We start from the raw sequence: 25866 nt of genomic DNA, 5'->3' as shown, positions 1-25866 counted from the left end.
TTTAATGAAATTATGAAAATTAACTGTAGGACTGATTGATAAAGTGTTCTGTTGTATTAATCTATAAAAAAATTGAGCCAAACTTTCGTTGGCCCAATAAAAGTAACAATTTTTCGGAAATGAATATTTATTTGGCGATAATTAACCCGATTCCTAAATCTCGGATGATTTTAGTGTATTGTTCGTTGGGTTGCTGATCAGTAAAAATACAATCCACTTGCTTAAGCGAACCTAAACGAATCATTGCATTACGGCCAAACTTGGTACTGTCAGCTGCAAGAAAAACCTGTCTCGCACTTGAAACGATTTCCTGAGATACACAAACTTCCTGAAAATCAAAATCGAGTAAAGTCCCATCTTCATCAATACCACTAATTCCAACCAAAGCATAATCCGCTTTAAATTGTTTGAAGAAATCAGCTGTTGCCTGTCCAATTACACCACCATCAGGACGAACACGACCGCTAGCAATCAAGACTTCAAAGTCTTCTTTGGTGCTTAGAATTTTCGCAACATTTAAGTTATTGGTGATGATTTTTAACCCCGTATGATTCAGCAATGCATGAGCAATGGCTTCTGTCGTGGTCCCAATATTAATAAACAGAGAAGCATGATCTGGTACTGCCGCGGCAACAGCTGCTGCAATGATCCTTTTTTCCTCAAGCATGTGACCTACGCGCATAGTATATTCAGTATTTTCAACACTTGAATCATGCGCCGCACCACCATGATAACGACGTAACAAACCTTCATCCGCCAATTGATTAATATCACGGCGGATAGTTTGAGGCGTAACATCGAAATACTGAGCAAGTTCTTCAATACTTATATAGCCACGTTCTCTCACTAATTCGAGGGTTTTTTGTTGGCGTAGTATCAAGCTCATGCTCATTCGTCCTATGTTATTTTACGTCATAAAATTTGGGCTATTTTAACTTAATCCTCTGCCCAATCTCGAGTACGTCCAACAGCTTTTAACCAACCCTTATAGAGTTTTTCAGTTTCAGCTTGTGAACACTCAGGAGTGAAAGTATTTTCGATGGTCATTCTACTCTTTAATTCATTGAGATCCGACCAGAAACCGACAGCCAAACCAGCAAGGAAAGCAGCACCCATGCCTGTTGTTTCTTTCATTGCAGGACGTTCAACAGATGTTCCCATGATATCCGCTTGGAATTGCATCAAGAAATTATTGGCTGTTACACCACCATCCACACGCAAGGTACGTAACTTTTCACCCGAATCTTGCTGCATCGCATCCAAAACATCACGCGTTTGGTAAGCAATCGACTCTAATGTCGCACGGATAATATGTTCTATACTAACTCCACGAGTAATACCTAAAATTGCACCGCGCGCTGTTGGATCCCAATAAGGTGCACCTAGACCTGTAAATGCAGGTACCACATAGACGCCATTGCTATCTTTGACTTTAGTTGCATAGTATTCAGAATCATGCGAATCATTGATCGCTTTCAGTTCATCACGCAACCACTGCACGCATGAACCACCATTAAATACTGCACCTTCTAGCGCATAATTCACTTCACCACGTGGGCCACATGCAATCGTTGTTAATAGACCATGCTCTGATTGAACAATACGTTTTCCAGTATTCATCAATAGGAAGCAGCCAGTCCCGTAGGTATTTTTCGCCTGTCCAACTTCAACACACATTTGACCAAATAAAGCAGCTTGTTGATCACCAGCAATACCAGCGATAGGAATACCAACTTCTTGACCGCTAATGGTATGTGTATAACCGTAGACTTCTGAAGAGCTTCGAACTTCAGGCAGCATTGCTTTTGGAATATTTAATGCTTCAAGTAACTTATCATCCCACTCAAGCGTTTCAATGTTAAATAACATCGTGCGTGAAGCATTGGTATAGTCAGTTACATGAACTTGGCCATTGGTCAATTTCCAAAGCAACCAAGTATCGATCGTACCAAATAAAAGCTCGCCACGTTCTGCTCGTGCACGGCTGCCTTCAACGCGATCAAGAATCCACTTAATTTTAGTCGCAGAGAAATATGGATCAAGAACCAAACCCGTTACTTTATGAACGTAATCTTGCCAACCCTCTTGACGAAGTTGATTACAAATCTCATTGCTTTGGCGGCTTTGCCATACAATTGCATTGTAAATAGGTTTACCTGTCTTTTTATCCCAGATGACAGTAGTTTCACGTTGGTTGGTAATACCAATCGCTGCAATTTGGTCACTTGAAATACTCGCTTGCGCTAAGGCTTCAACCCATACTGCGCTTTGAGTTGCCCAGATTTCCATAGGATCGTGCTCAACCCAACCTGGTTGTGGGTAAATTTGCGTGAATTCACGCTGAGCAATACTGATGACATTCGCATCGTGATCCAATACAATCGCACGTGAACTCGTTGTACCTTGATCAAATGCAACCACATATTTTTTTTGACTATCTGTAGAGATCATGACATACCTATCCAGACTTGCTTTCGTCTAGTGCAATAAATTAAACGCCCGTTAAAAAACGGGCTCCAATACTGCAAAAAAGCAATGACTTCTGTATTAAATAAAAAACTTGGCAGATTATATGCAAAATTGTTCGAAAACGAAAATTCTTTTCTATAACTTTGAACCTAAATTCGATGAATAGCCTTTGCTTTAAAGAATCCTCACAATTCAAAATCTATTTTATGCGATACTTGAACCAGAAATAACAGGACCATTGATATGAAAAAAACGAATTTATTTTTTATTATGAGCGGAACCCTTTTGATCGCGGCATGTCAAAGCAGTCCACACCAATACAACGGTGTGACCGGTTATCAAATTGAAAGTAAAACAGCAACTTCTGCAACGCTTGCCTATACATTGGCTGGTCGTAGCAATCGTGATATTGATGAGAAAAAGCTCCAACATGCCTGCAAACAAGTGCTGGGTGTAGAGAAAAATTACAAACTTTCGGTGCTGAGTGTGAATGAAATTGTGAATCCAACACAAGAAGAGCAATACGGCGTAAAAATTGGAAACAGTCGCGCAACTTTTGGTCTATCCAACTCTCCAGATTTAAACAATAGCGAAGGTTATGCAACACGTCAGGCACTTGAAACCCGCCCTTCAACGCTAAAAGTCGTTCGTTATACTTGCTCTTAATAAAATAAATTCAATAATAAAGGATGTGTGAGCCGTTCTTGACTCACACATCACATCATTTTTATATTTTTAAAACATCGTGAATTGAAGCGTCTTTATCAAAAACAGATTTCGCAAATGGACATAAAGGAATAACTTTTACTTGACGCTCCCTTACAAAAGCAATCAATTCATCTAAAAGTTGTCGCCCCACGCCTTGACCTCGAAAGCGTTCGTTCACATCTGTATGATCAATGATCAGCATTGAATCACCCGCCCATGTATAAGCCATTTCCCCTGCGACTAAATCACCTTGAATCAGTTTAAATACACCATGCTTCCCATCATCTACTTGCCCAAAACTCATAAATCACCTTTATTCGCTAAATGCGTCATCAAATCAAATTTGATTTAACATTGATGTTTTAGCATGAGGTTGAACGAGCTTGTGTTGAGTTTTTATATCGTAGTTGAAAAATGATTCAGGCAGTAAATTACTATTTCGTGCGATAAAAACTCACATTGCGAAACTCTTTTGCCTCATCTAAATCTGGCCAAGTCGTCGCACTCCGCTCATCTATTTTTAAATATTGAGGATGACTAAAATTTTTAACTCGACTATCTGCAACCCAAACTTCTGGTGCGAATTTTAAAAACTCGTCTAAAAAGAAACGATTACATTGATCATAAAGCACATCAGCAGCAAGCAGTACATCGACTTGTTCTGACTTGTACAAATCATCAAGGTATTCAAGTTCAACATTATTCAATAATGCATTTTCGCGACATGATTCCAAACTAATTTGATCAATATCACAGCAAATTACGCGCTTTGCTCCTGCCATTTTTGCAGCAATCGCAACCACACCTGAGCCAGCCCCAAAATCAAGCACAACTTTATCTTTCACATGATGTGGTTCAGCAAGTAACCATTGCGCCATCGCCAGCCCTGATGCCCAACAAAAGATCCAATACGGTGTTTCATTCCAAATACGGCGGATGACTTCATCATCCAAACGATCTGTGGGAAATACTGGAGGAATTAACCACAATGAAATCGGTGTTTCAGGTAACTGCTGTGCCAATAAATCAGTGTTTGGAATAACTTCATGCAAAGCTTTAAGCAATTGCTCAGGTGCTTTCGCAAATTGAAAAGTACAACTCATATTTCTTTCATTCTTGAAAAAAGCCCCTCTATTCAGAGGGGCTAAAATATTAACCTAAAGCTTTTTCTGCGGCTTCTACCGTTTGACGAATCAAAGTGGTAATTGTCATCGGGCCAACACCGCCAGGTACAGGCGTATATGCAGAAGCAATTTCTTCAATACCTACCAGTTGAATATCACCAACACCACCGCCATCACGAGGATGGAATCCAGCATCAACAACAACTGCACCTTGTTTAATCCAATCTTTTTGGATCAATTCTGCTTTACCTACAGCACCCACGATAATATCGGCTTGTTTAACAAACTCAGCAAGGTTCTGTGTACGTGAATGGCAAATCGTTACCGTTGCGTTCGCTTCCAATAACATAGCAGCCATTGGTTTACCTAAAATAGCTGAACGACCAACAACAACAGCATGTTTACCCGCGATTTCGATATTGTTTTCTTTTAAAATCGTCATGATACCTGCTGGTGTAGCAGAACCATAGGCTGCCTCACCCATTGCCATGCGACCATAACCAAGGCAAGTTACACCATCTACATCTTTTTCTAAAGAAATCGCATCGAAACACGCTCTTTCATCAATTTGTTCAGGTACTGGATGTTGAAGCAAAATGCCATGAACATCTGGATTGGCATTTAATTTTTCAATTTCAGCAAGTAATTGTTCTGTTGTGGTTTCTTTTGGAAGCTCTACTTTCAAAGAATCCATGCCCACACGACGACAAGCATTCCCCTTCATACGCACATAAGTTGCAGATGCACCATCATCACCAACTAAGATTGTTGCTAAAATTGGGGTACGACCCGATTTTGCTTTTAATGCTTCTACACGTACCAACAAATCCGTTTCAATTTGTTTTGCCAATGCACGACCGTCTAAAACCAATGCCACAGCGCATCTCCAAAGTGGGTATGAATCAATTGTGTAAATAATACATGATAATTTCGCCAATATTCTTTTAGATGTTGTTTTTATGTGCATATTCGCTATAAACACTATTGTTTTTTTTCTAAAGATTGCTAATATGTGCATCACCAAGAGATGGCGGGGTGGCAGAGTGGTCATGCAGCGGACTGCAACTCCGTGTACGCCGGTTCGATTCCGACCTCCGCCTCCATTGGTAAAGCCCGAGTGGTGAAATCGGTAGACACAGGGGATTTAAAATCCCCCGCCCACAAAGCGTGCCAGTTCGAGTCTGGCCTCGGGCACCATCTTTCAACTAGTGTTTGATGGTGCAAATAAAAATCCAGCGTAAGCTGGTTTTTTTATGTCTAAAATTTAAAGAAATAAAAAGCCAAGTATTGAAACTTGGCTTTTTGCATTACATAACTAAGCCACTTGCTGTGCTGTATTCACTGGCATAAGATTCGCATCTAGACTAAGTTGATGCTGTCTGCTTTCATCAACAATATAAGTTGCTTGCTTAATAGAATCTACAAAATTCCATTGAGATTGTACTTGTGCATTATCAAATTGTACGACCAAGTAACCTCTTTGATTTAAATTACAATAATTTAGTTCATCAATTAATGTTTTAAATGCAAATTCAAACTGCTGCAATTGCGCCAAAGGAATATTGAGGTATTTTTCAAGTCCCGGTGAAGACACCGAACTCGTTGCCAACTCGACACCAACATATGCCCCATCTTTACTATATAAATTTGAAGACCAAGCATTGTGCGTATCTCCTGCCAAAACAACCATTTTCTTTTTCAACTGCGCTAATGTACCGTACAAAATTTCACGTTCAGTGAAATAGCCATCCCAAGCATCTAAATTATAAGGTGCAGTGGTAAGGACTCGTGCTTTTTCTTGTTCTGTAAGTGTTGGATCATTATTTTGCAAACGAACTTTTAGTGTTACCAGCTCAGTGATTTGCGTATTCATTTTTGTAAGCGTGTCAGCACTTGGATTACCAGACGTAATTTCAGCCAAAGAAAGTAACAACTCAGCTGGAATAAACATTTTCGCCATTAAAATCTGCTGACCTAGCACATTCCATGTTGCAGTTGACTGTTGTAATTTTCCAAGCAACCAATCACGTTGTTCGAACCCCATTAAAGTACGCGCTGGGTTGGTGAGATCCGCTTGGAATTTAGCAATATTTAAGCCTGTAGCTGTTAAATAATTTGCATAATCCAACTGTTCATCGCGTGCAATAATACGTGTATCTAGCATAGTGAGTTGAACAAGATTACCGAAATCGAATTGGCGATAGATTTTTACATGCTGGTCATCAACAGGACGAATTGGCATCCACTCAAAATAGGCTTGTAGAGCAGCCAGTTTACGATCCAAGAAAGAACCTTCATTTTCTTGATGATTCTCCGCCCCATCTTTCCACGTATCATTCGCTAACTCATGGTCATCCCAAATCACAATAAATGGATGACGATGATGAGCAGCTTGTAAGTCTTTATCTTTACGATACAGTGCATAACGTTTGCGGTAGTCATCTAATTTAATAATTTCTTTATTGTTATCCACTGGTAAAGTACGACCAAGTTTTTCGGCATCTTCAGTTGCATAACCATCAGCGCCATATTCATAAATGTAGTCACCCAAATGAATAACCACATCTACATTTTGCTTTGCCATTTCACGATAAACGTAAAAATAACCCGCAGGATAATTGGAACATGAACAAACAGCAAAACTCACTTTAGTTGTTGTTGTTGGCAAAGTTTTGGTCTGTCCTACTGGAGAAATCTTATCTCCAAAAATAAAACGGTAAAAATAACTTTGATCAGGAATGAGGCCTGTTGCATCCACCTTTACGGTAAAATCTTGTGATGCGGATGTTGTCACTTTATCTGTTTTAATGATTTGTTTAAATTCTTGATCTTTTGCGATTTGCCATGTCACTTGCAAACGTGCGCTCGCCTCATTCGGGGTTAAACGAGTCCATAAAATTACGCGATCTTGCAGTGGATCACCACTTGCTACTCCATGTTCAAAATTCACCTGTAATGTCGATGATTCCTTATCTGAACTATCATTACATCCTGTAATCCCAACCGATAAAGATAATGCCCCAAAACCAAATAAGCTGTTTTGAATGAGTGCCCGTCTCGAAATTTTTGCTGTCATTTGATAGCTACCTTCGTTTTATAACTATAAATGATTGAAATTACGCTGCTTAGATGAACTTTTGATCTCAGTTTGATGAAAGAATCATGAAAACACCCTCATATCGCTCACTTTTCATCAGATAAATGCATGAATTGATTGAAAAGAAAGCAAATAACAAGTTTAACTCTTGCCAAGTTTTAAAGTGTCCTCTATTATTGCGCACATGCCCGAGTGGTGAAATCGGTAGACACAGGGGATTTAAAATCCCCCGCCCACAAAGCGTGCCAGTTCGAGTCTGGCCTCGGGCACCATCTTTCAACTAATGTTTGATGGTGCAAATAAAAATACAGCGTAAGCTGGTTTTTTTATGCCTAAAATTTAAGAGAATAAAAAACACCTTAATTCAAAATAAACTAAGGTGCTGTATATTTATCAATAGACTACATCATTCAATACCAATAATTTTACCATTCGCATCATGATGAATGACTGTTATCTTCTGTTGGCGACCACTCTGAATCTGTTGCTCTGGCATTTCGAAATAACGTGCGTAATCGACCAGTCCTTTTTGAACAACATGCGTTTTATGCACACGCTTGGCTGGTAAAAAGCCCCACAACAGCAATGCTACTGCACATGCAAATAAAGCCGTTGCACCATGCTCAACACCATTACTGAAAGCCGCCATGAGACGTTGCGCCAAATGCGTTTTCTGAAATTCGACCAGCAACCAAATTAAAATAAATGGGCGCCATAATAATAACCACCCACCCCACATCATTGCAGTCGTCGTGGTAGAAGCATAACGCTTATGCCAAGGAAGCTGACGACGTAAATCAATAATCAAACTATTTGCTTTCATTGCTCTTTACTCAGCAAAATAAGTCTTTCGACTCAACGAATTCCACGATCTGGGCTAATCCAACGCGCTCGCTTCTCTTCACCACGTACTAACACCTTAGGAAAGGCGACAATCGTTGCCGTTATCGTAATTAACCAAAATACAAAGGGATACCAGATCATCCAATAGTAGTTTTTCCCCAAGTTCGGTTCATAACGACTATCCATCCATTTGCTTAAGGCAAACTGAATTAAACAGGTCGCCCCTAACAAAATGCCGCTACCGTATGGTAAAAAAGGTGAACTCACAACCGCTAATGCAGGTATTGCCAAGACAAAATGCAGCAGCCAAATTACAGCCATAATAAGCATCAAATATGACCAAATGAGTGTCAAACAAAGTTCAAACATCAAAGGCCATAAAAAATTTAATTTAGGAATAAAAAAAACATCAATATTTTTTACGAGGACTTGTGCTCCCCCCATTGCCCAGCGTAGACGCTGTTTCCATAAGCCATTTAAGGTTTCTGGCATGAGTATCCAAACTAATGCATTCGGTTCAAATCGCACGTCCCAACCTGCACGCTGTAATTTCCATGTGATATCAATATCTTCCGTCAACATATTTGGAGACCAATAATCGACTTGATGCACTGCACTTTTACGGAATGCTGTTATCACACCTGATACGGTAAATAAACGCCCAAAAGTTCGTTGTGCACGCTTGATCATACCGACAATCGAAGAAAACTCCCCAACCTGAATCCGTCCTAATAAAGTTGATCGGGTACGTATACGTGGATTACCAGTGACTGCAGCAACCGTTGGATCTTCCAAGAAATGACGGATCATCCATTTGGCAGCATGCGGATCCAATAAAGCATCACCATCAATCCCAATTAGAAACTCAGCATCCGTCATCAAACTACCCGCCTGTAAGCCCATCGCCTTGCCTTGGTTTTGTGCTAAATGAACAACTCGTAGTTTTTCATATCGTGCTGCAAGCCGATCTAGGACCTCACCAGTATTGTCAGAACTACCATCATTGATCGCAATGACTTCGAAGTTAGGATAATCCAATTGCAAAGCATGACTAATGGTTTCTTCTGCATTGTCGCCTTCATTAAAGCAAGGAACTAATACGGCAACTTTTGGATACTCAGCCAAGGCCGCAGGTTGCTGATATGGTGGTTCCTGACGCTCCTTCCAGTAAAAAATAATTGCCCCCATCATCCATAGATAAGACATGAATAATGGGTAATAAAATACGAACTTGATGGCATGCGCCCACAATGATGCAATAATAGTCATTAAGTTGACTCCATTAAGGCACAAGCTGTGGTGATTTTAATGCAAAAGCCTTATGCATAATCTCTACATCAGGATGTCCTTTAATTGGATCATCTGGATAATAAGCAACATGCATAGCTCCTTGCTGATAAAGGGACTTGATGGTTTCAGCCATTTCTTCAGAAGGAACTTTTTGATCGTTACGCCAATTCATGGCTTGTAACTCCATCACCGTTTTCTTAATCCCATTAGGATATTTTTTGACGCGATTTAAAATATCGGTATAGAACTGATTTGGATTTTTTGACTGCTCCATATAAGGCATTGCCATAATCGCAGTAAAATCATAACGATTTAATGACTGTTCCAAAGATTGTGCATACCAGTTTTCTGCATAAGGATTAAGTGCAACTTGTGCATATAGATTACGAGCAGTCAATAAATAAGGTTGATATTGACGAACTTCAGCGGCTAACTGCATCGCAAAATCATCTAAGTAATTTGTTTTATAGGCAGTCCATTTTTGCAATTCTGCATCATTACTTCGTATTTCTGCTAAGTCGGTTGGTAAACCCTGCTTTGCGTAGGCAGCCAAAGCATTAGGACTTGCATCTTCATAATCTGACAAAGTCACATCATCATGAAACAACAGACCATCAAACGGTGTTGATTTAGCTAAATCTTGGTAAATCTCTTTGATCGTTTGACGCGCGTCAGGAGAGAATGGACTAAGACGGATATATCCCATATTTAAATGTTCGCCAGTTTTGGCTTGTTGGGTTTCCACTAAATCCTTTGAGACAGGATCTGTTTTCGGTAATTCCCAAGCCAATAACGGCATCCACGCATATAAACGTTGCACTGGTGTACGGGTCTGAATTTGCCATGCAACACGATTGAACAAATCAGCACGCATTGGAATATGTCGATTTGGGAAATACACCATATCCGCAGAACCATTGGCATCAGGATCAGAAAAAGCTTGTAAATAAACAGTATTTACACCCATCGCGTTAATTCGATCGAGCAAATTTCCTAGATTACGTTCTTGTTGTTGAGGATCTGGATCATAAATGTAATCCAAATCAACATGCATAATCTTCTGCGGACGATTATTGTCATTTAAATTGAGTTCACGGTTTTTAATTTCTTGTGCCAATGCACTCGTCGACATATTTCCTTGTACAAGAATACGACTCATATTCTGCAACGATTGTTTTGCATGATCCGCACCATCATCCAGCGTAATCGTAATCGGCATTCCCAACTGTTTGGCAGTTTGTACCAGTTGCATATTATAGCGACCATATGGCCAAACCATGACACGCGGAGAACGAAGTCCATGTGATTTCAATAAATCATTGTTCTTTTTTAAATCTTGGAATATACGAGACTGATAGTGCTCGTCACTTTCATAGGTTTTACTAGCAGAATCATAAATACGTGTAATCGCGGCAGGTTCTAAATTACCTTGTGGATTTCCAACAATTCCTTGATGTAGATGATAACTATGGCTAGCGATTTCAACTAGCCCACTATTTTGCATCTCTTTAAGTTCTTTCCAACTTAAAATTTTAGCTCGTGAAATTGCTTCACCACCAAAGTCAACTTTTTGGCTTTCTTTAGGCTCCAACCAAGAACCAACAACAGCAAGAACAACAGGAACTTTCTTTGCGCGGATAATAGGATATGCATTTTGATAAAATGATTGATAACCATCATCTACAGTCAGTAAAACAGGTTTACTCGGCAAGCTATATTTACCTTCATGCGCCTTTATAAGTTGATCAACATTGATAAAGTGATAACCATTATTTTTTAACCAATCAAGATGTTCACTAAACTGTTGAGATGTGACCGCATAACTTGGAATCAAAGCATCTTTTCGATCAGTAATTTCATGGTATCCAATAATAGTTAATGCTGTCGCATCAATTTTAGGCGTTGCTGCTAAAAGAGTTGTATTTGCAGCAACACCGACGACTAGGCCTATAATCAATTTATAGGTCGACGATACGATACCTGTTGGCATATGGATATTTTCTCAAAATTAGAAAATGATTGACCGCAAAACATGCCTTTGAATTTTACATTTTATTGGCAGGTAAAATTTATAGTACGTTAGCTGTCATTTAGGAAGGTATTTATAATTTTGAAAGCTGAAAACAATCTTAAAATTTAATATGAAATTTTATATATTGATATGATTTTTTATTATAAAAAATACCCCCAATATTCAAAATATTAGGGGTATTTAAAATTAGTATTCAATGAGCTGAAAATTGGGGTCTTCTGCGCGATCTTGTAGATAACAACGCTCTTTACGATAGAAGTAACGATACAATCGATTTACCCAATCTCCTCGACGAAAAGTTTGGATACGTTTGTTTACTCCATCATATTCGAGTAGCAAAACATTACCATCTTCTGGTGAAAGCAATGTAATTTTATAACTATACTCAGCGTGCGGATGCGAAGGACTTAATTCTTTTATAATTTCTACTTTGTTATCACCATCCATCCAATAGTGCTTATCTGTCAGAGCTTTTGAGTTGACCCAGAACCCTGTTTCTGCACCATCATAAGTATCGATCATAAAAAAATTATTTAGCTCTTTCAAAAGCTCTGACGCGGTAATATCCAAATAATCATTCATATCTACCTCTACTCACTCAATTTTTATCATTTGCTTTAATAAAGCATCATATTTTTGTAATTTACCTTATGAGATCAATAGATTAACCCCTCTATCAACCATCACTTTAAAGCAATTTTTTCCAAAAGGTAAATTTAAATCACATTTTTCAAGAAAAGTTTGATTCAGAAAACATTGCTCTTTTACTCAAAGATATACAGAACTGTCTATAGAATCAACAATTTTGTGCAGAATGTTGCAAATTTTTAAAATAAAAAAATCTTTATAATTCAAAATAATAGAATTTGTTAGAAAAAATGGTTTGTATATTTTTTGTACCCGATTAAAACACTCGTAATTAAACCGAAAAAACAGGCTTTTTTACGAGTGTTTGATCTTAAATTTTTATTATTGATCTCGGGTTTTTACATCAAATAATTCAATTTCAAAAATTAGATTTGAATTGGCGGGAATAATTTTACCCATCTTCCGTTCACCATAAGCCAAATGCGCTGGAACGATGAGTTTACGTTTTCCACCTACACGCATTCCCATGATGCCTTGATCCCAGCCTTTAATAACCCGCCCTGTTCCAATTACAGTTTCAAAATAGTTGCCGCGATCAAGAGAGGAATCAAACTTTGTGCCATCCTCTAACCATCCTGTATAGTGAGTCGTAATCAAAGCACCTTTAACAGCTTCTTTTCCTTCACCGACTTTTAAATCAATAATTTCTAGTTCTGCACTCATTTCTCTCTCCAACTAACCTTAATGTGTTACTGTAACTTTTGCCACTGTATATCAACTTGGCCTTTATCACTAAGCAGCGTCCACTCACCATCCATAATATTGAGTTGGAGTTGCATCGTTCGCTCACATAATTGTTCAAGTGCTTCTGTTGTTTCAGGTGTAAGCTGCCAAACTTCAACATTACTTAACGTCTTGATCTTGGTATTTTTCTGCCACCAATCATTTGCCTGTGATCCATAGGTGACAATAGCGACTTGCTTACAACGTGCACTGGCTTTTTTAACTTTATCTTCAGATGGACACCCTACCTCAATCCATTTCTCAAGCAAGCCCGTTAAATCTTTTTGCCAAAGTGCTGGTTCATCAGTCTCGAATAAGTCCTTAGTGAATTCTAGACCTTCATCAGCATAACGTGCATAAGCAAGAATACGCACCATCAAACGCTCAATTGTTTCAGATGGATGCAAGGCAAGTGTTAACTGGTAATCTGCATAGATATGATCATCCATATTGGCGATGTTAATATCTGCTTTATATATCGTTGCTTTTAATGCCATTACAACTTTCCAAATCAGGGGAACATAAAATTTGGCGCTAAGCATACTCTATTTTTAGCAGAAGAATGAGATGATTCGATCTGGTTGTTTTATTCTGCTTCATTTAAACGACAAGCCAATAATTCCGTTTCAAACAACAACCAATCTTGATTTGATTGGCAAATAATCTCTACTCGATTATCAATGCTCTCTTCTACAGATTTATAATTAAACTGCTGCGGATTGAAGTTAAAACTTTTCCAACCTTGGTCTGTATTAAAAATCCCTTTGATACGTACCCAATCTTGCTGCGCACAGAACAAATCTAATAAATCATAAAACTTGAATTGCCAACGTTTGGGTAATTTCCAACCTGCCACCGTATAGCCCTGTGACGTTTCAACATAATGGTATGGAAGTTGTTTTATGGCAGGTACATCTTCACTATTTGCCTGCATAGTTTGTTGTTTTAATAAAGGTTGTATTTTCCGCTGTAAGGGTTGCTGAATCATATCGAGCTGCTGAATATTTACAATACCATGATCAGCCTCAATCCAATGCCGCACATAGGTTTGATATTCTTGTTTCAACTCTAAATAGGCTACTCTATCCTCATCATTCATACAATCTACATGAGAAATCACGACAATTTGTGCGGCTTTGAGCTGGTCGGTATATAAATTTTGTTCAACCCACGCTTGATCATGTAAACGACTACCGTCAACAACGATGACTAAAGCACGCATATCCAGTGTCTTTTGCCAATGCGGCTCAGTTAACTGTTCTAACAATTGTGCTGGATGCCCCAATCCCGTCGGCTCTATAAATAAGCGATCAGGTTTACTTTCACTTAATAATCGAGACAGTGCAATTTGCATTGGAAGTTGACTACTGCAACAAAGACAGCCACCTAATAGTTCTTTGACTGCATAGCCTTGCTGTTGAGAAATTAACTGTTGATCTACCCCTATTTGACCAAACTCATTCATTAATACTGCCCAAACTTCATTTTCTGGCTTTTGACTTAATAAATGTTGAAGCAGCGTTGTTTTTCCTGCACCAAGAAAACCAGAAATAATATGTGTAGGCACAGCACGAGAAGCAATCAGTTTCACATAGTTCTCAAAATGAATTTTTTAAATATTTTATAGATAAAGTTTATAAAAATGCAGCTAATTTAACTTTCCAGCATAATAAAACACAAAACTCATTTTTATCACATTATGATAAATAGTTATCACTTATAATCTAATATTATTATCAATATTGATAAAACAATAGTTTTATACAATTCAGAAAAAGCGGATATTAATCATCGAATGTTCTAAACACGTAAAATTAGAGCCTATTTTTTAATCTAAATTACATATTTTCATACATTTTATCATGCTTGATATGCTCATTTACTTACAATGCAGCAACATAAAGTTAATTATTATTTCATATTGTTAAGCTAGTCGTAAAAGATTGTTAAGGATATTGATGTAAAAAATATTGGCACTTAGCATTGACCTCATGCCGAAATGCGAGATTTTGCATACCGCAAATGAATCAAACTTCAGCTGTTATTTTAAATGAAATTAAGGATGCCAAACATGAAACTTATTAAATCATTATTAGCTGCTTCATTAACTCTTGCTGCTGCATCAACTTTTGCTGCACCTCAACAAGCTCCGGAAACTGAAGACAAAGTTGTAGTGTCTACTCAAGAGCAACCAGAAACTCAAGGTCAAGCTGCTACTGATGCGACTGCAAGCGAAGCACCTGCTTCAGCACCAACTGCAACAAACTAAATTAGACTAAAAGGTTCCTCCAGAACTTTTAAGCGCCATTAATTATGTTTATCGCATGATTAATGTTAAAGATCGAACCATGCTGCGGTTCGATCTTTTTATTTTCAAGTGACAAAGTGCTTAAATCAACATTGCGTTGATTTTTTGAAAATACTACACGAAGGTTGCTGTACTTCTTCTAAACGATGAACTTTACGCTGCTCTGCCGCTTCAAAGCGACAACGCTTCCAATCCGTATCTAAATTTAATGCTGGAACTTGTTTAGGTTGACGCTCCTCATCAACAGCAACCATAGTGAAATAGCACGTGTTGGTATGACGAATCGTTCGCTTTTGAATATTCTGCGCTTCAACTCGAATTCCGACTTCCATAGAAGTACGACCGACATGATTTACACTCGCTAAAAAAGTGACCAATTCACCAACATAAATTGGCTCTTTAAAATTTACTTTATCAACGGATAAAGTTACTACATAACTACCTGAATAACGACTCGCGCAAGCATATGCAACCTGATCGAGTAATTTTAAAATTGCTCCACCATGAACATTACCTGAGAAATTTGCCATATCTGGTGTCATTAAAACTGACATCGTCAATTCCGACTGATCATCAGGTGCTTGATTTAATTGGTCTAAAGGAGACATGAGTAAAACTCGTAAAATACGCAACCCCATTATTATGATGTATTAATTCATGTAAACATATGCAAAAATGATCAAATTACCATCAATTATTTTTATACTCTTCTTATTTAGTATTTCAAAATGATTACATCAAGGTCATTTTTATCTGATTTGTCATTCATTATAAAAATCACATTTCAGATAAAAATACCTATTATACAGAAACTTGAACATTAATTCGTTGTCTGTATCAAGCCAGTTATACCATTCACAATCATATCAATCGCAATCGTACCAATTAGCAAAGCAGATAAACGCCCAACAATATCAAAATAACGGTCGATATATTTGGCATGTTTATAACGTAAATGGTCATGAGCAAATTTCATTAAAATAAGAATGCTACAAGTTAGTATCAAAGTCACTGCGATCACAGCCATTGCCCCAGTAAAGGGTACACTTATACCTGTTACAACAGCAGCACTAATTGTGCCTGGTCCAATCATAAATGGCATGGCAATTGTCCCAGCTAAATGTTCGGGAGCACCGCGCATTTCACCAATGGTTTCTGCGCCCTGAAAAACATAACGATAGCCAATCACCAAGAAAATCAACCCACCAAAAATTTGAAAAGACTCAAATCTAACATTTAGATAGCGACTAAAAATACTTTCCCCACCCCATGCAAATAAGACGAATACTGCAAAGGCAATGAAACAGCCTTGTATTAAGGCTTTACTAAATACCTTTGCGTCAGTATTTCGAATCATCCCAATCATGTAAACACTCATTAGAAAGGGATTCAGTAATGAGAAAAATAGTGCAAATGCATGAATATATGTAGAAAACATAAACATCCTATTATTTGTTCAACTTTTTGATCATCTCGATTGAAATGATGCCCAACGATTCACCTTTAAGATTTTATCAATTGTCTGCATTTATTAGTTGCATTCTGAAGCTGATCATCTTTATCTAAACTTAAAGTCGCTCCTACGCCTAACAAGCTCATATATAGGTTTGCTTGCTGATAGTTAAGCTCTTTAACTTTAAACTTAGCACCTTGATCCGTATAAAGTACATCATCCACAAGCTTTACCTTATATGAAATCAGATCTTTGCGATCATCCATACATAATAAGCCTTTACCTTGTGGGTCGAGCTTTAGTACAGACCAACTCTCACCAACTTTTCCAGACCAACTCCCTGAAAATGGCAATTGGGTCGTAGCGAGATTATTAAATTGTGTAGGTGTCGTTGTAGTTATAGAAGTACATCCAGCTAAAGTCATTAATAAAACACTGGATAAAAACAATTTCCGCACAAGCAACTCCTAACGACATCTAAACAAATAATTTTTACATATTCGTTATGTTCAAATTTACATAGGATGTATTTAAGTAGTATTTGAAATGTAAACTTGAAGGATAAATATTCTTTTATTTTTCTGATCATTAAGATGCAAATTTTTTCTGATTCCAAAAAATAAAAAGCCTTTGTTTTCACAAAGGCTTTTTAAGTATTTGGCGGAAGCGGTGAGATTCGAACTCACGGAGGACTCACACCCTCGTCGGTTTTCAAGACCGGTGCATTAAACCGCTCTGCCACGCTTCCAATGGCGGCTATCATATAAATAAAAATTCAACTTGGCAAATCTTTTATTTAAAAAACTACACCGAACGCTCAAAATAAAATCAAAAGTTGCTAATTTGATGAATCTTCGTGCTTTTCATATCGAATTGAATTGATATACCAAAGTTTTTTTCCTAATGGCGTATGAACTTCGACCTCATCATCGACTTGTTTACTGAGTAAAGCTTTAGCCATTGGAGACTCAATTGAGATATGCTGTGGATGATGGTCATAAATTTCATCAACTCCAACAATTCTGAGTGTTTTCTGCTCACCCTGATCATTTTCTATTTCAACCCAAGCCCCAAAATATACTTTTCCGTCCTGTTCGGGCACATAATCGACAATTTTTAATTCTTCTAAGCGCTTACCCAGATATCTAACACGTCGATCAATTTTCCTAAGCAATTGTTTATTATACTGATAATCTGCATTTTCCGATCGATCGCCTAAACTTGCTGCCCAATTTACTTTTTTGGTAATTTCAGGTCGCTCGTCATGCCAAAGTTTTTTTAGCTCAGCAACTAATAAATCATGTCCAGTGCGAGTAATTAAATTCGATTTCATAGTTAAAAATACGCTAATACAACATTTTACTTACAAGTTTTTGCATTGTATTCCTTATTTAACCATCGCTAAAGTGTATAAATTTTATTCTTTTTCAAATCAGATGTTTGTGATGTATTTCTCTCTTTTTTATTGTTCAAAATTTGACAATCACTTTTTTGACGCTTATTATGCGCCCCTAAGTTAGTTTTTGTTTATTTTTTATACTTTTTGTAAATGTTGTGAAACATTTACATTGCGTCCCTTTAACTCAATGTCATTTTGAATGACGTTCATGACTTGCCCACCCCTTATTGAATTTATCAACTTTAAAAAGCTAAAGCCGTGTTTTGCTGAGCTTTTAGGGCATAAATTACCTGTAGCGGAGACAACATGCACAGTAATTCAAGTTCTGGGTCTAGGCCTAGCCTTAACTCTTTATCTTCCAAACGTCCATTTCAAGCTTTAGCCTTAGGTGTTGCGATTCTACCTTTTAATAGCTTGAATGCAGAAAAATCGCATCAATACAACACTGTTGTAAACACAAATGTTTTAACTGTCGTTGCAGTTGAAAATCCAACCACAGTTTTTAAAGAAGGTCAGTTCTTACATGGTTTTGGTTATGACTTAGCACGTAACTACGCACAGAGCCTGAATGTAAAACTTGATTTTAAAACCGTACCTGATAATGCCACCGCATTAAAATGGGTAGCACAAGGTAAAGCAAATCTTGCGATGACTACAGCGAACCTTGCTTCGATTGAGGCTAAACAGCTTGTTTCATTTTCAGCGAGTTGTGGCGATCAAGGTACTTTAAGTAAAAATGGTTTAAATCCTCAATTGAATTGGGTCTTTAAACAAGCAGATGATCCTCTTACTTTAACAGCAAGTAGTTTTGTTTGCCAAAGTAAGCAAGCTGGTACTACACAACAGTTAGCATCTTTTTATAATCGAAATGTGGTAAAACCAGAGTCATGGTCAACGATTCAGAAAGATTTAAATCAGCGTTTACCGATTTATAAAGCCAGCTTTAAGCAAAGTGCTGCAAAGTATGATTTAGATTGGCATCTCTTAGCCGCGATTGGTTATCAAGAGTCTTATCTAAAACCTACATCGGTATCTCCCACGGGTGTACGAGGCCTAATGATGCTAACGAGCGGTACTGCTCGAGCAATGGGTGTGACTAATCGTACTGATCCGGTACAGAGTATCCAAGGTGGTGCTAAGTATTATGATTTGATGTTAGATCAATACGATGACATCCCTTTTCCGGATCGTAACTGGTATGCCCTAGTCGCTTATAATATGGGGCCTGGTGCAGTGAACCAGATTCAGAAACGTATCAAAGCACAAGGTAAAGATCCAAAACAATGGGTTAACCTGTATGACTATTTAGAGCGTAACAAAGCACGTAATGGTCGTTATAAGCAAGCTTTACAATATGTCACGCGTATCCGTACTTATTTAGAGCACATGAAAACCAATAATCGTATTGAGGTCTAACCCAATAGGCATAAAAAAAGCTTACCATTTGGTAAGCTTTTTTTATGCGAAAATAAATTAAGCAGTTTGCTCAAGTACTTTCTTGAATAAATCTTTTTGCTCTTGGCTTGGCTTAGCAGTTTGTAAAGCCATAAGCTGAGACATGTCGCCTTGTACTTTGATTTTACCCGTCATGAATGCTTGCATCGCAGCAGCCATATCAAACTCAAGGAAAACTTTACGTAAAGTTTCAGCATCCATATTTAGAGTAGTTTTAGCATTTGAAGACAAACCCTTTTGGATTTTACCTGCATCTAAAGCTAATTCGGTGTTACCAGCTGCATCTGTTACAATTAAGTTAATCGCTAAATTCGCAAGCGCTGGTGGTAAGTTTAAATCACCCGCTTCAGCAGTAAGTTTTTCAACAGTTGCAAACCAATCATCAGTTAAAAATGCAGCCATGATTATTCCTCAAATGTATTTGTTCAATTTCTTGTGCCGGCTATCCAGACGACATCTCATGAAGCAATTTGCTCGTGCCCTGTTATAGCATGTAATTTTTATTTTAGGCTATGATTTTTTGTACGCACTATTCAATTTTTAAAAAAATTATAAAAAAAAGACACTTAATAAAGTGCCTTTTAAAAAATTTTACATTTTACTCAGCTGCAAAACTCAGATTTACCACATCAAGACGGTTTTTCATCTCTTCTGGATCTTTCATATCAAACTCACGTTGACCATCTAAGGCTTCAAAATCGAATAAATCACGATCCGCTAATTGTGACGGTGAAACGTTCTGTAAAGCGCCGAAGATACTGTGTAAACGTTTTGGATGCTGCTTATCCCATTCACGTAACATATCATTGATAATCGCACGCTGTAAGTTCTCTTGGGAACCACATAAGTTACACGGAATGATTGGGAACTGACGTAATTCAGCATATTTAATGATGTCCTTTTCTTCTACATATGCTAAAGGACGAATTAAGATATTCTTTTTATCCGATGAAAGAAGTTTTGGCGGCATCGCTTTTAAACTTCCTCCATGGAATAGGTTCAAGAAGAAAGTCGCCATGATGTCATCACGGTGATGACCTAATGCAACTTTAGTTGCACCAATCTCTTGAGCAAAGCCATAAAGCGAACCACGACGTAAACGCGAGCACACAGCACAATATGTTTTGCCTTCAGGTGTTAAACGTTTAGTAATGGTATAGGTATCTTTTTCAAGGATGTAATATGGAATCTTGTTCTCTTCCATATAACGTGGCAAAACGTCCTCAGGAAAACCTGGTTGCTTTTGGTCAAGGTTTACCGCAACAATGTCAAAATTGATCGGTGCAATTCTTTTGAACTGCAACAAGATATCGAGCAAGGTATAACTGTCTTTCCCGCCAGATACGCAAACCATGACTTTATCGCCATCTTCGATCATATTGTAATCACGAATTGCATGCCCTACTTGACGACGAAGCTTTTTCAACAAACGATAATACGCTGAACTTGTCGGAAGTTCTGGCTTGAAATTAAATCCTTGGTTGGACTCCACTGGCGCGTACATAGACGTGATTTACTCATAAACAAAATAACCGACAGATTTTATCTCATTCCGAAAAATTGCGCATCTAAAGAATTTTTCAATTTCTTTCAATCGTCATATTTCGATTTCATACTAGATAAATTGTGATCAAAATAAATACAAATTGTCTGGATTGCTTATATTTCAAACTTTTCCACAGTTTTCCACAAAAGCTGTGGATAAAATTGTGGATTTCTTAGCTATTGACAAAGTGCTTTTATCTTAAAATAAGGCTTCGCATTAAATTGATCGTTTTTTAACCAATGTTTTTATTAAAATAAAATCAATAACTTAAATAAGTCAATAGTTACTTTTCAAAAAAAATATTTAATTTTTTTTTGCTGAACATTCGAACAAAATGACTTGCTTTTTGTTAGACAGTGAAAAATAAAAAAATTGTAGTCAAAGTACTTTTTATGATTTTTTTTGTTAAACTGCTGTGAAGAACTTAAGCATATGTTTTGTGAATATTATAACGATGGATAAAACAACTTATTTTTTTGCCCTTTGCTTGGGGACAATCGGTTTTCTAAATAGTTCAGTGTCAGCTTACGCTGGGCAGACGATTTATCAATTTAAAGATACCAATGGCACAACCCTACTCACAAACAAGAAGAAAGCTGAATATAGTCATTTAAAAGTTGTCAAAGCAACTTACTACCCTGATAGTAATATTCATAGCTATTCAAATTGGGGAGCAAGTGAAGCATCTGTATTGCCTAGTTATAGCCGCAATAAAAATGCTTTTGATCAGCTGATTCGACAAGCCGCACAACAACATGGTGTTTCAGAAGGCCTCATTAAAGCCGTTATGCATACTGAGTCTGGTTTTAATATCAAGGCACGTTCGCCTGTAGGTGCTCAAGGATTGATGCAATTAATGCCTGCCACTGCGCGTCGTTTTAATGTCAGCAATGCTTATGATCCGCAACAAAATATCTTTGCAGGGGCCAAATACCTTAGTTGGCTTCTCAAGCGTTTTAATGGTGATACACGTCTTGCAATCGCAGCGTATAACGCAGGTGAAGGCAATGTTGATAAATACGGCGGGATTCCCCCTTTCCGTGAAACACAGGATTACGTCCGTCGCGTCACCAGTAGATACCAAAATCTTTATGCTTCAGGTTTAGGTACTAATCTTTCAGAATCAAGTAATAATAATCAGACAGGGCAAGTATTAGCGCAATCAGCCAACTACACGAGTTCTAACAATTCAAGCTCTCCAACCGCCACTCCGCCACCTAAACAATATAATCGTCAAATTATCACACTTGCTGATGGTACTTTTACGGATGCGCCAGCTGGAACCTATACCACAGCAAATGCCGTCGCTTCCGCGCACATCCGTTTGAGTGATTAAGAATCTATAACCAATTCTCATGTGATGATTTTGTTATCTATTTTTGATCAAAATGACTTTTAAGTAACTGTTTCTCTGCTAATTCATTATTTTATTAGCTAAATGTATCTGCACATAATTTTTGCTTGAATTTTTAGGGTTCACCCTGCATATTAACGTTATGATTTATAATTTGTAAATCAGATCACTTTTTCTCTATAAGAGGGTTTTCTCAATGATGCGGATTGGTTTGTTCTTGCTTACCAACCTCGCGGTACTGGTTGTAGCTGGCATTATTTTGTCACTCTTCGGTGTCGGTAGTTACCATGGCGCGGGTGGCTTAAACCTAGGCAACCTATTAGTCGTCTGTTTTGTGTTTGGTATGGTGGGTTCGATTATTTCCCTACTCATGTCAAAGTGGATGGCTAAAAAAACCACTGGAACTGAATTAATCGACCCTAATGCACCTCGTAATCAGGCTGAAGCGTGGTTATTACAAGAAGTTGCTCAACTCTCTCAACGTGCAGGTATTAACATGCCTGAGGTTGGTATTTTCCCATCTTATCAGTCAAATGCATTTGCGACTGGTTGGAATAAAAATGATGCGCTGGTAGCTGTTTCGACAGGCTTATTAGAGCGTATGAATAAAGATGAGCTTCGTGCAGTACTTGCACATGAGATTGGTCACGTTGCTAACGGCGATATGGTGACACTTGCTTTGATTCAAGGTGTTGTAAACGCCTTCGTCATGTTCTTTGCACGTATTGCTGGTGACTTTATTGATCGTAATGTGTTTGGTCGTGAAGATGGTGAAGCACCCGGTCTTGCATATTTTGCGATTACCATCGTACTTGATATCGTATTCGGTATTTTGGCGTCTGCGATTGTGATGTGGTTCTCTCGTCAACGTGAATATCGCGCAGATGAAGCTGGCGCACGCTTAGCAGGTAAACAGGCAATGATTTCTGCATTACTTCGCTTACAAGCAGAATCTGAAATGCCTGATCAAATGCCTAAAGAAATGAAAGCATTTGCAATTGCGGAAGGTAAGGAACAAGGTTTTAGCTTAGCAGCTTTATTCCAAACCCACCCAACAATTGAACAACGTGTTGCTGCGTTACAGCAATTAAATGTTCAATAATCAAAAATAGATGAAAAATAAAGCCTCCATTTGGAGGCTTTATTGTTTTAATCACAAATTCGTTAACTAGCTTTGAAAGATTGATAGAGCTGCCATGCATAGCTAAAACCAGCCCATAGTGCAATCAGTAATAACAAAACAACGGCTATTCCTAATAAGTCTGGAATACGTAACCAAATCCAGCTTACGATAGGATTTCGCCAAAAAGCTGAGGTTTTTTGCTTTTGCTCTAAAGACTCATGTAAGAATGGATGTACCACATGAATATCATTGTCAACCTGATATTCCTCACGAATATGATCATGTACGATTTCTAATGTCTTGCGACTTGGGCGAATAAATACATCAAATAAGGTTCCAACGATTGGTACGAATCCAACCAACATATCCATGATGGCTAATTTAACCACCCCATTTAATTTATGTTGAGGAACTCCAACCTCTCGTGCTTTTTTAAAAGCATAAAGTGTCAAAATAAATCCAGCGATATCACCTGCAAAAGGAACTGTACTTAACGCAGCATCGGCGCCCACACCTTGCTTAGTAAATGGGATACGCACCAAACTATCCATCGTATTTGCAAATTTAGCTAAGTCCCGTTCAACAGCAATTGCTTGCTGTTGAGTTAATTTTTTTTGTTGGGTCTGATTAGACATTCATTTAACCTAAACAACGTTTATGTATTGAGAATAAAGTAGTTTTTTAGTTTTGTCGGTACAATTATTATTACTTACTAGAATAAAATCATCGAAGCAATAAATAAGTACACGATGACGCCTGTTGCATCACAAATCGATGTCACCAAAGGTGCGGATGCACTAGCAGGATCAAGCCCAAGCTTATTTAAAATAAACGGTAGGCTCATGCCAATTAAACAGCCCATTAACACAATACCCATCATGCTAAGAGCCAATACCAACGCAACCATTTCATCCCCTCGAAAATATCCAAGTAATGATACCGCGACTGCCATTGTACCGCCCAAACATAATGCAACAAGGCTCTCGCGTCCGAGTAGATTAAACCAATCTTTGAATTGAACATCACCTGTTGCTAAAGCTCTAACCATAAGTGTAGAGGATTGTGAACCTGCATTTCCGCCGCTACCAACTAACAAAGGTAAGAAAAAGACCAGTACTAAGTTCTGTGCAATGACATCTTCATAATGTGCAATCCCGATACCAGAAAGTAAGCTACCAAACACTAAGAATACCAACCAAAACACACGTTTTTGGTATAGCTGCAAAATCGGCGCAGATTTGATGCTTAATTTAGTAGATGCATTGACCGCTCCCACCTTTAAGAAGTCTTCTGTAGCTTCCTCACTTGCGACATCCATTGCATCATCATAGGTTACGATTCCCACCATCATGCCTTGTCGATCAATAATTGGCAGTGCCAATAAATCATAACGAGCAATAGTCTTTGCAACCTCATCTTGATCAGTATCCACATAAGCAGTTAAAACATCAGTGACCATAAGCTCATTGATGTTTTGTTCTTCGGCAGCAAGAATGAGCTGTTTTAATGACAAAACACCTAAAATTTTTCGTGCTTCATCTAAGACATAAGCAAAGTAAATGGTCTCTGTGTCAGGTGCTTCTAATCGCAACATCTTAATCGCATCTTTCACCATCATCTGCGGTTTTAAGGTTGCATATTCAGAGCTCATGATCGCCCCTGCCGTACCTTCCATGTAAGAAGACAACTGGCGGATATCTTCACGTTCGGCTTGAGCTAAAGCTGGAAGCAATGCATTTTGTTGCTCTTCGTCTAAACACTTAAAAACATCGGCACGTTTATCAGAAGACATTTCACCAATAATTTCTGCCAAGGTATTTCTTGGCATAACTTTGGCTAATTTCACTTGCTCATTTGGGGGAAGATAGGAAAAAACATAAGCACGTTCAGGCAAATGTTTGAGTAACAACTGACTTTGATCAATAGATAACTGTGTCAATACATCAGCAATATCTACGGCCTTGAACGTTTTAATTGACTCAAGGGCAAGTTCAATGTGATTATTCTTTAATGCATCACTTAATAAATATAAAAAATTGTTGTAGCTCATGTCTGCCTCTTCACTACAAATCATCAGTAATGAAGATTCAAAGACAGTTCATTATTGTACTGCCGTTAAGCGCTCTTCATTCTGACTTTGATCAATATAAAAATATGTAATTTTAGAAAAACTACAACTCTGCGTGTCCATTTAGGGAATTAATCCTCATTTAACCGCTTATACGGCACGGCAATACTACAAATATTTCTTTTTATTCTCAACTTAGACAACAAAAATGAACAATTCAAATTGT

General features: G+C 37.9%; 26 protein-coding genes and 4 tRNA genes. 8 read left to right on the top strand and 22 right to left on the bottom strand.

What is annotated here, in order from left to right:
* Positions 1-127: 127 nt before the first annotated feature.
* Complete coding sequence (locus IO68_RS22400) at positions 128-886, bottom strand: DeoR/GlpR family DNA-binding transcription regulator (protein ID WP_004878346.1); 759 nt, start codon at positions 884-886, stop codon at positions 128-130.
* A gap of 50 nt (positions 887-936) precedes the next feature.
* Positions 937-2451, bottom strand: coding sequence for a glycerol kinase GlpK (glpK, locus tag IO68_RS22395; protein ID WP_023012998.1), 1515 nt, complete (start codon positions 2449-2451; stop codon positions 937-939).
* Between the two features lie 261 nt (positions 2452-2712).
* On the opposite strand from glpK, the gene IO68_RS22390 reads away from it, so the two are divergent.
* The gene (locus tag IO68_RS22390) at positions 2713-3135 is read left to right on the top strand and encodes a hypothetical protein (RefSeq protein WP_023012997.1); all 423 of its coding nucleotides are present in this window, start codon (positions 2713-2715) and stop codon (positions 3133-3135) included.
* 61 nt (positions 3136-3196) lie between these two features.
* On the opposite strand, the gene IO68_RS22385 is transcribed toward IO68_RS22390, so the two are convergent.
* The 3 genes from IO68_RS22385 to folD form a co-directional block, all read right to left on the bottom strand.
* Entirely contained in the window at positions 3197-3481 is a 285-nt protein-coding gene (locus IO68_RS22385; RefSeq protein ID WP_023012996.1) for a GNAT family N-acetyltransferase, read from the bottom strand.
* A gap of 130 nt (positions 3482-3611) precedes the next feature.
* On the bottom strand, positions 3612-4280 hold the full coding sequence (locus tag IO68_RS22380; protein ID WP_007481747.1) for a class I SAM-dependent methyltransferase: 669 nt from the start codon (positions 4278-4280) through the stop codon (positions 3612-3614).
* 49 nt (positions 4281-4329) lie between these two features.
* Positions 4330-5178, bottom strand: coding sequence for a bifunctional methylenetetrahydrofolate dehydrogenase/methenyltetrahydrofolate cyclohydrolase FolD (gene folD, locus IO68_RS22375; RefSeq protein WP_004878340.1), 849 nt, complete (start codon positions 5176-5178; stop codon positions 4330-4332).
* A gap of 152 nt (positions 5179-5330) precedes the next feature.
* On the opposite strand from folD, the gene IO68_RS22370 reads away from it, so the two are divergent.
* Positions 5331-5404 (top strand) — tRNA-Cys (locus IO68_RS22370).
* An 8-nt stretch (positions 5405-5412) separates the two neighbouring features.
* Positions 5413-5498, top strand: a tRNA-Leu gene (locus tag IO68_RS22365).
* 118 nt (positions 5499-5616) lie between these two features.
* Here IO68_RS22365 and IO68_RS22360 read toward each other — a convergent pair.
* Positions 5617-7377: an alkaline phosphatase D family protein gene (locus IO68_RS22360; protein WP_023012995.1), complete on the bottom strand. Its 1761-nt coding sequence runs from the start codon at positions 7375-7377 to the stop codon at positions 5617-5619.
* Between the two features lie 207 nt (positions 7378-7584).
* Between IO68_RS22360 and IO68_RS22355 the strand changes: the two genes are divergently transcribed.
* Positions 7585-7670: transfer RNA gene (locus IO68_RS22355), tRNA-Leu, on the top strand.
* 134 nt (positions 7671-7804) lie between these two features.
* Here the strand turns inward: IO68_RS22355 and pgaD are convergent.
* The 7 genes from pgaD to IO68_RS22320 all read right to left on the bottom strand — a co-directional run bounded on the left by pgaD (position 7805) and on the right by IO68_RS22320 (position 14525).
* Entirely contained in the window at positions 7805-8221 is a 417-nt protein-coding gene (pgaD, locus tag IO68_RS22350; protein WP_023012994.1) for a poly-beta-1,6-N-acetyl-D-glucosamine biosynthesis protein PgaD, read from the bottom strand.
* A 32-nt stretch (positions 8222-8253) separates the two neighbouring features.
* Positions 8254-9510, bottom strand: coding sequence for a poly-beta-1,6-N-acetyl-D-glucosamine synthase (gene pgaC / locus IO68_RS22345; protein WP_023012993.1), 1257 nt, complete (start codon positions 9508-9510; stop codon positions 8254-8256).
* A 13-nt stretch (positions 9511-9523) separates the two neighbouring features.
* Entirely contained in the window at positions 9524-11521 is a 1998-nt protein-coding gene (pgaB, locus tag IO68_RS22340) for a poly-beta-1,6-N-acetyl-D-glucosamine N-deacetylase PgaB (RefSeq protein WP_023012992.1), read from the bottom strand.
* Between the two features lie 228 nt (positions 11522-11749).
* Positions 11750-12145 (bottom strand): hypothetical protein, encoded by a 396-nt coding sequence (locus IO68_RS22335; protein ID WP_004878335.1) that lies wholly within the window; start codon positions 12143-12145, stop codon positions 11750-11752.
* 387 nt (positions 12146-12532) lie between these two features.
* Positions 12533-12874: an FKBP-type peptidyl-prolyl cis-trans isomerase gene (locus IO68_RS22330; protein ID WP_004878334.1), complete on the bottom strand. Its 342-nt coding sequence runs from the start codon at positions 12872-12874 to the stop codon at positions 12533-12535.
* A gap of 26 nt (positions 12875-12900) precedes the next feature.
* Positions 12901-13431: a YaeQ family protein gene (locus IO68_RS22325; protein ID WP_004878333.1), complete on the bottom strand. Its 531-nt coding sequence runs from the start codon at positions 13429-13431 to the stop codon at positions 12901-12903.
* A gap of 89 nt (positions 13432-13520) precedes the next feature.
* The gene (locus IO68_RS22320; RefSeq protein ID WP_023012991.1) at positions 13521-14525 is read right to left on the bottom strand and encodes a CobW family GTP-binding protein; all 1005 of its coding nucleotides are present in this window, start codon (positions 14523-14525) and stop codon (positions 13521-13523) included.
* A gap of 480 nt (positions 14526-15005) precedes the next feature.
* Here IO68_RS22320 and IO68_RS22315 point away from each other — a divergent pair, with 480 nt between their 5' ends.
* A complete protein-coding gene (locus IO68_RS22315; RefSeq protein WP_004878331.1) occupies positions 15006-15203 on the top strand; it encodes a hypothetical protein in 198 nt (65 codons plus the stop codon).
* Between the two features lie 125 nt (positions 15204-15328).
* On the opposite strand, the gene IO68_RS22310 is transcribed toward IO68_RS22315, so the two are convergent.
* The 5 genes from IO68_RS22310 to greB all read right to left on the bottom strand — a co-directional run bounded on the left by IO68_RS22310 (position 15329) and on the right by greB (position 18028).
* Positions 15329-15850, bottom strand: coding sequence for an acyl-CoA thioesterase (locus IO68_RS22310; protein WP_004878330.1), 522 nt, complete (start codon positions 15848-15850; stop codon positions 15329-15331).
* A gap of 212 nt (positions 15851-16062) precedes the next feature.
* Positions 16063-16680 carry a MarC family protein gene (locus IO68_RS22305; RefSeq protein ID WP_004878328.1) on the bottom strand — a complete coding sequence of 206 codons (618 nt, stop codon included), beginning with the start codon at positions 16678-16680 and terminating at the stop codon, positions 16063-16065.
* A 65-nt stretch (positions 16681-16745) separates the two neighbouring features.
* Positions 16746-17153, bottom strand: a complete 408-nt coding sequence (locus tag IO68_RS22300; RefSeq protein WP_023012989.1) for a J517_1871 family lipoprotein — start codon at positions 17151-17153, stop codon at positions 16746-16748.
* A gap of 200 nt (positions 17154-17353) precedes the next feature.
* Positions 17354-17443, bottom strand: a tRNA-Ser gene (locus IO68_RS22295).
* A gap of 90 nt (positions 17444-17533) precedes the next feature.
* A complete protein-coding gene (gene greB, locus IO68_RS22290; protein WP_007481766.1) occupies positions 17534-18028 on the bottom strand; it encodes a transcription elongation factor GreB in 495 nt (164 codons plus the stop codon).
* A 372-nt stretch (positions 18029-18400) separates the two neighbouring features.
* On the opposite strand from greB, the gene IO68_RS22285 reads away from it, so the two are divergent.
* On the top strand, positions 18401-19510 hold the full coding sequence (locus tag IO68_RS22285; RefSeq protein ID WP_023012988.1) for a transglycosylase SLT domain-containing protein: 1110 nt from the start codon (positions 18401-18403) through the stop codon (positions 19508-19510).
* Between the two features lie 57 nt (positions 19511-19567).
* On the opposite strand, the gene IO68_RS22280 is transcribed toward IO68_RS22285, so the two are convergent.
* Together IO68_RS22280 and ttcA are read right to left on the bottom strand one after the other, a co-directional pair.
* Positions 19568-19951: an SCP2 sterol-binding domain-containing protein gene (locus IO68_RS22280; protein WP_023012987.1), complete on the bottom strand. Its 384-nt coding sequence runs from the start codon at positions 19949-19951 to the stop codon at positions 19568-19570.
* A 196-nt stretch (positions 19952-20147) separates the two neighbouring features.
* Positions 20148-21053: a tRNA 2-thiocytidine(32) synthetase TtcA gene (ttcA, locus tag IO68_RS22275; protein ID WP_004878305.1), complete on the bottom strand. Its 906-nt coding sequence runs from the start codon at positions 21051-21053 to the stop codon at positions 20148-20150.
* 496 nt (positions 21054-21549) lie between these two features.
* Between ttcA and IO68_RS22270 the strand changes: the two genes are divergently transcribed.
* On the top strand, positions 21550-22431 hold the full coding sequence (locus IO68_RS22270) for a lytic transglycosylase domain-containing protein (RefSeq protein ID WP_023012986.1): 882 nt from the start codon (positions 21550-21552) through the stop codon (positions 22429-22431).
* Between the two features lie 214 nt (positions 22432-22645).
* Positions 22646-23551 (top strand): protease HtpX, encoded by a 906-nt coding sequence (gene htpX, locus IO68_RS22265; protein WP_004878303.1) that lies wholly within the window; start codon positions 22646-22648, stop codon positions 23549-23551.
* Between the two features lie 62 nt (positions 23552-23613).
* Here htpX and IO68_RS22260 read toward each other — a convergent pair whose 3' ends face one another.
* Both IO68_RS22260 and mgtE read right to left on the bottom strand, forming a co-directional pair.
* A complete protein-coding gene (locus IO68_RS22260) occupies positions 23614-24207 on the bottom strand; it encodes a DUF4112 domain-containing protein (protein WP_023012985.1) in 594 nt (197 codons plus the stop codon).
* Between the two features lie 77 nt (positions 24208-24284).
* The gene (mgtE, locus tag IO68_RS22255; protein WP_031234739.1) at positions 24285-25622 is read right to left on the bottom strand and encodes a magnesium transporter; all 1338 of its coding nucleotides are present in this window, start codon (positions 25620-25622) and stop codon (positions 24285-24287) included.
* Between the last annotated feature and the right edge of the window lie 244 nt (positions 25623-25866).

The organism is Acinetobacter sp. COS3, from assembly GCF_000475335.1.
GTDB lineage: Bacteria > Pseudomonadota > Gammaproteobacteria > Pseudomonadales > Moraxellaceae > Acinetobacter > Acinetobacter venetianus.
Note: the sequence above shows the minus strand (reverse complement) of the source record. Positions and strands in the feature narration are given on the sequence as shown.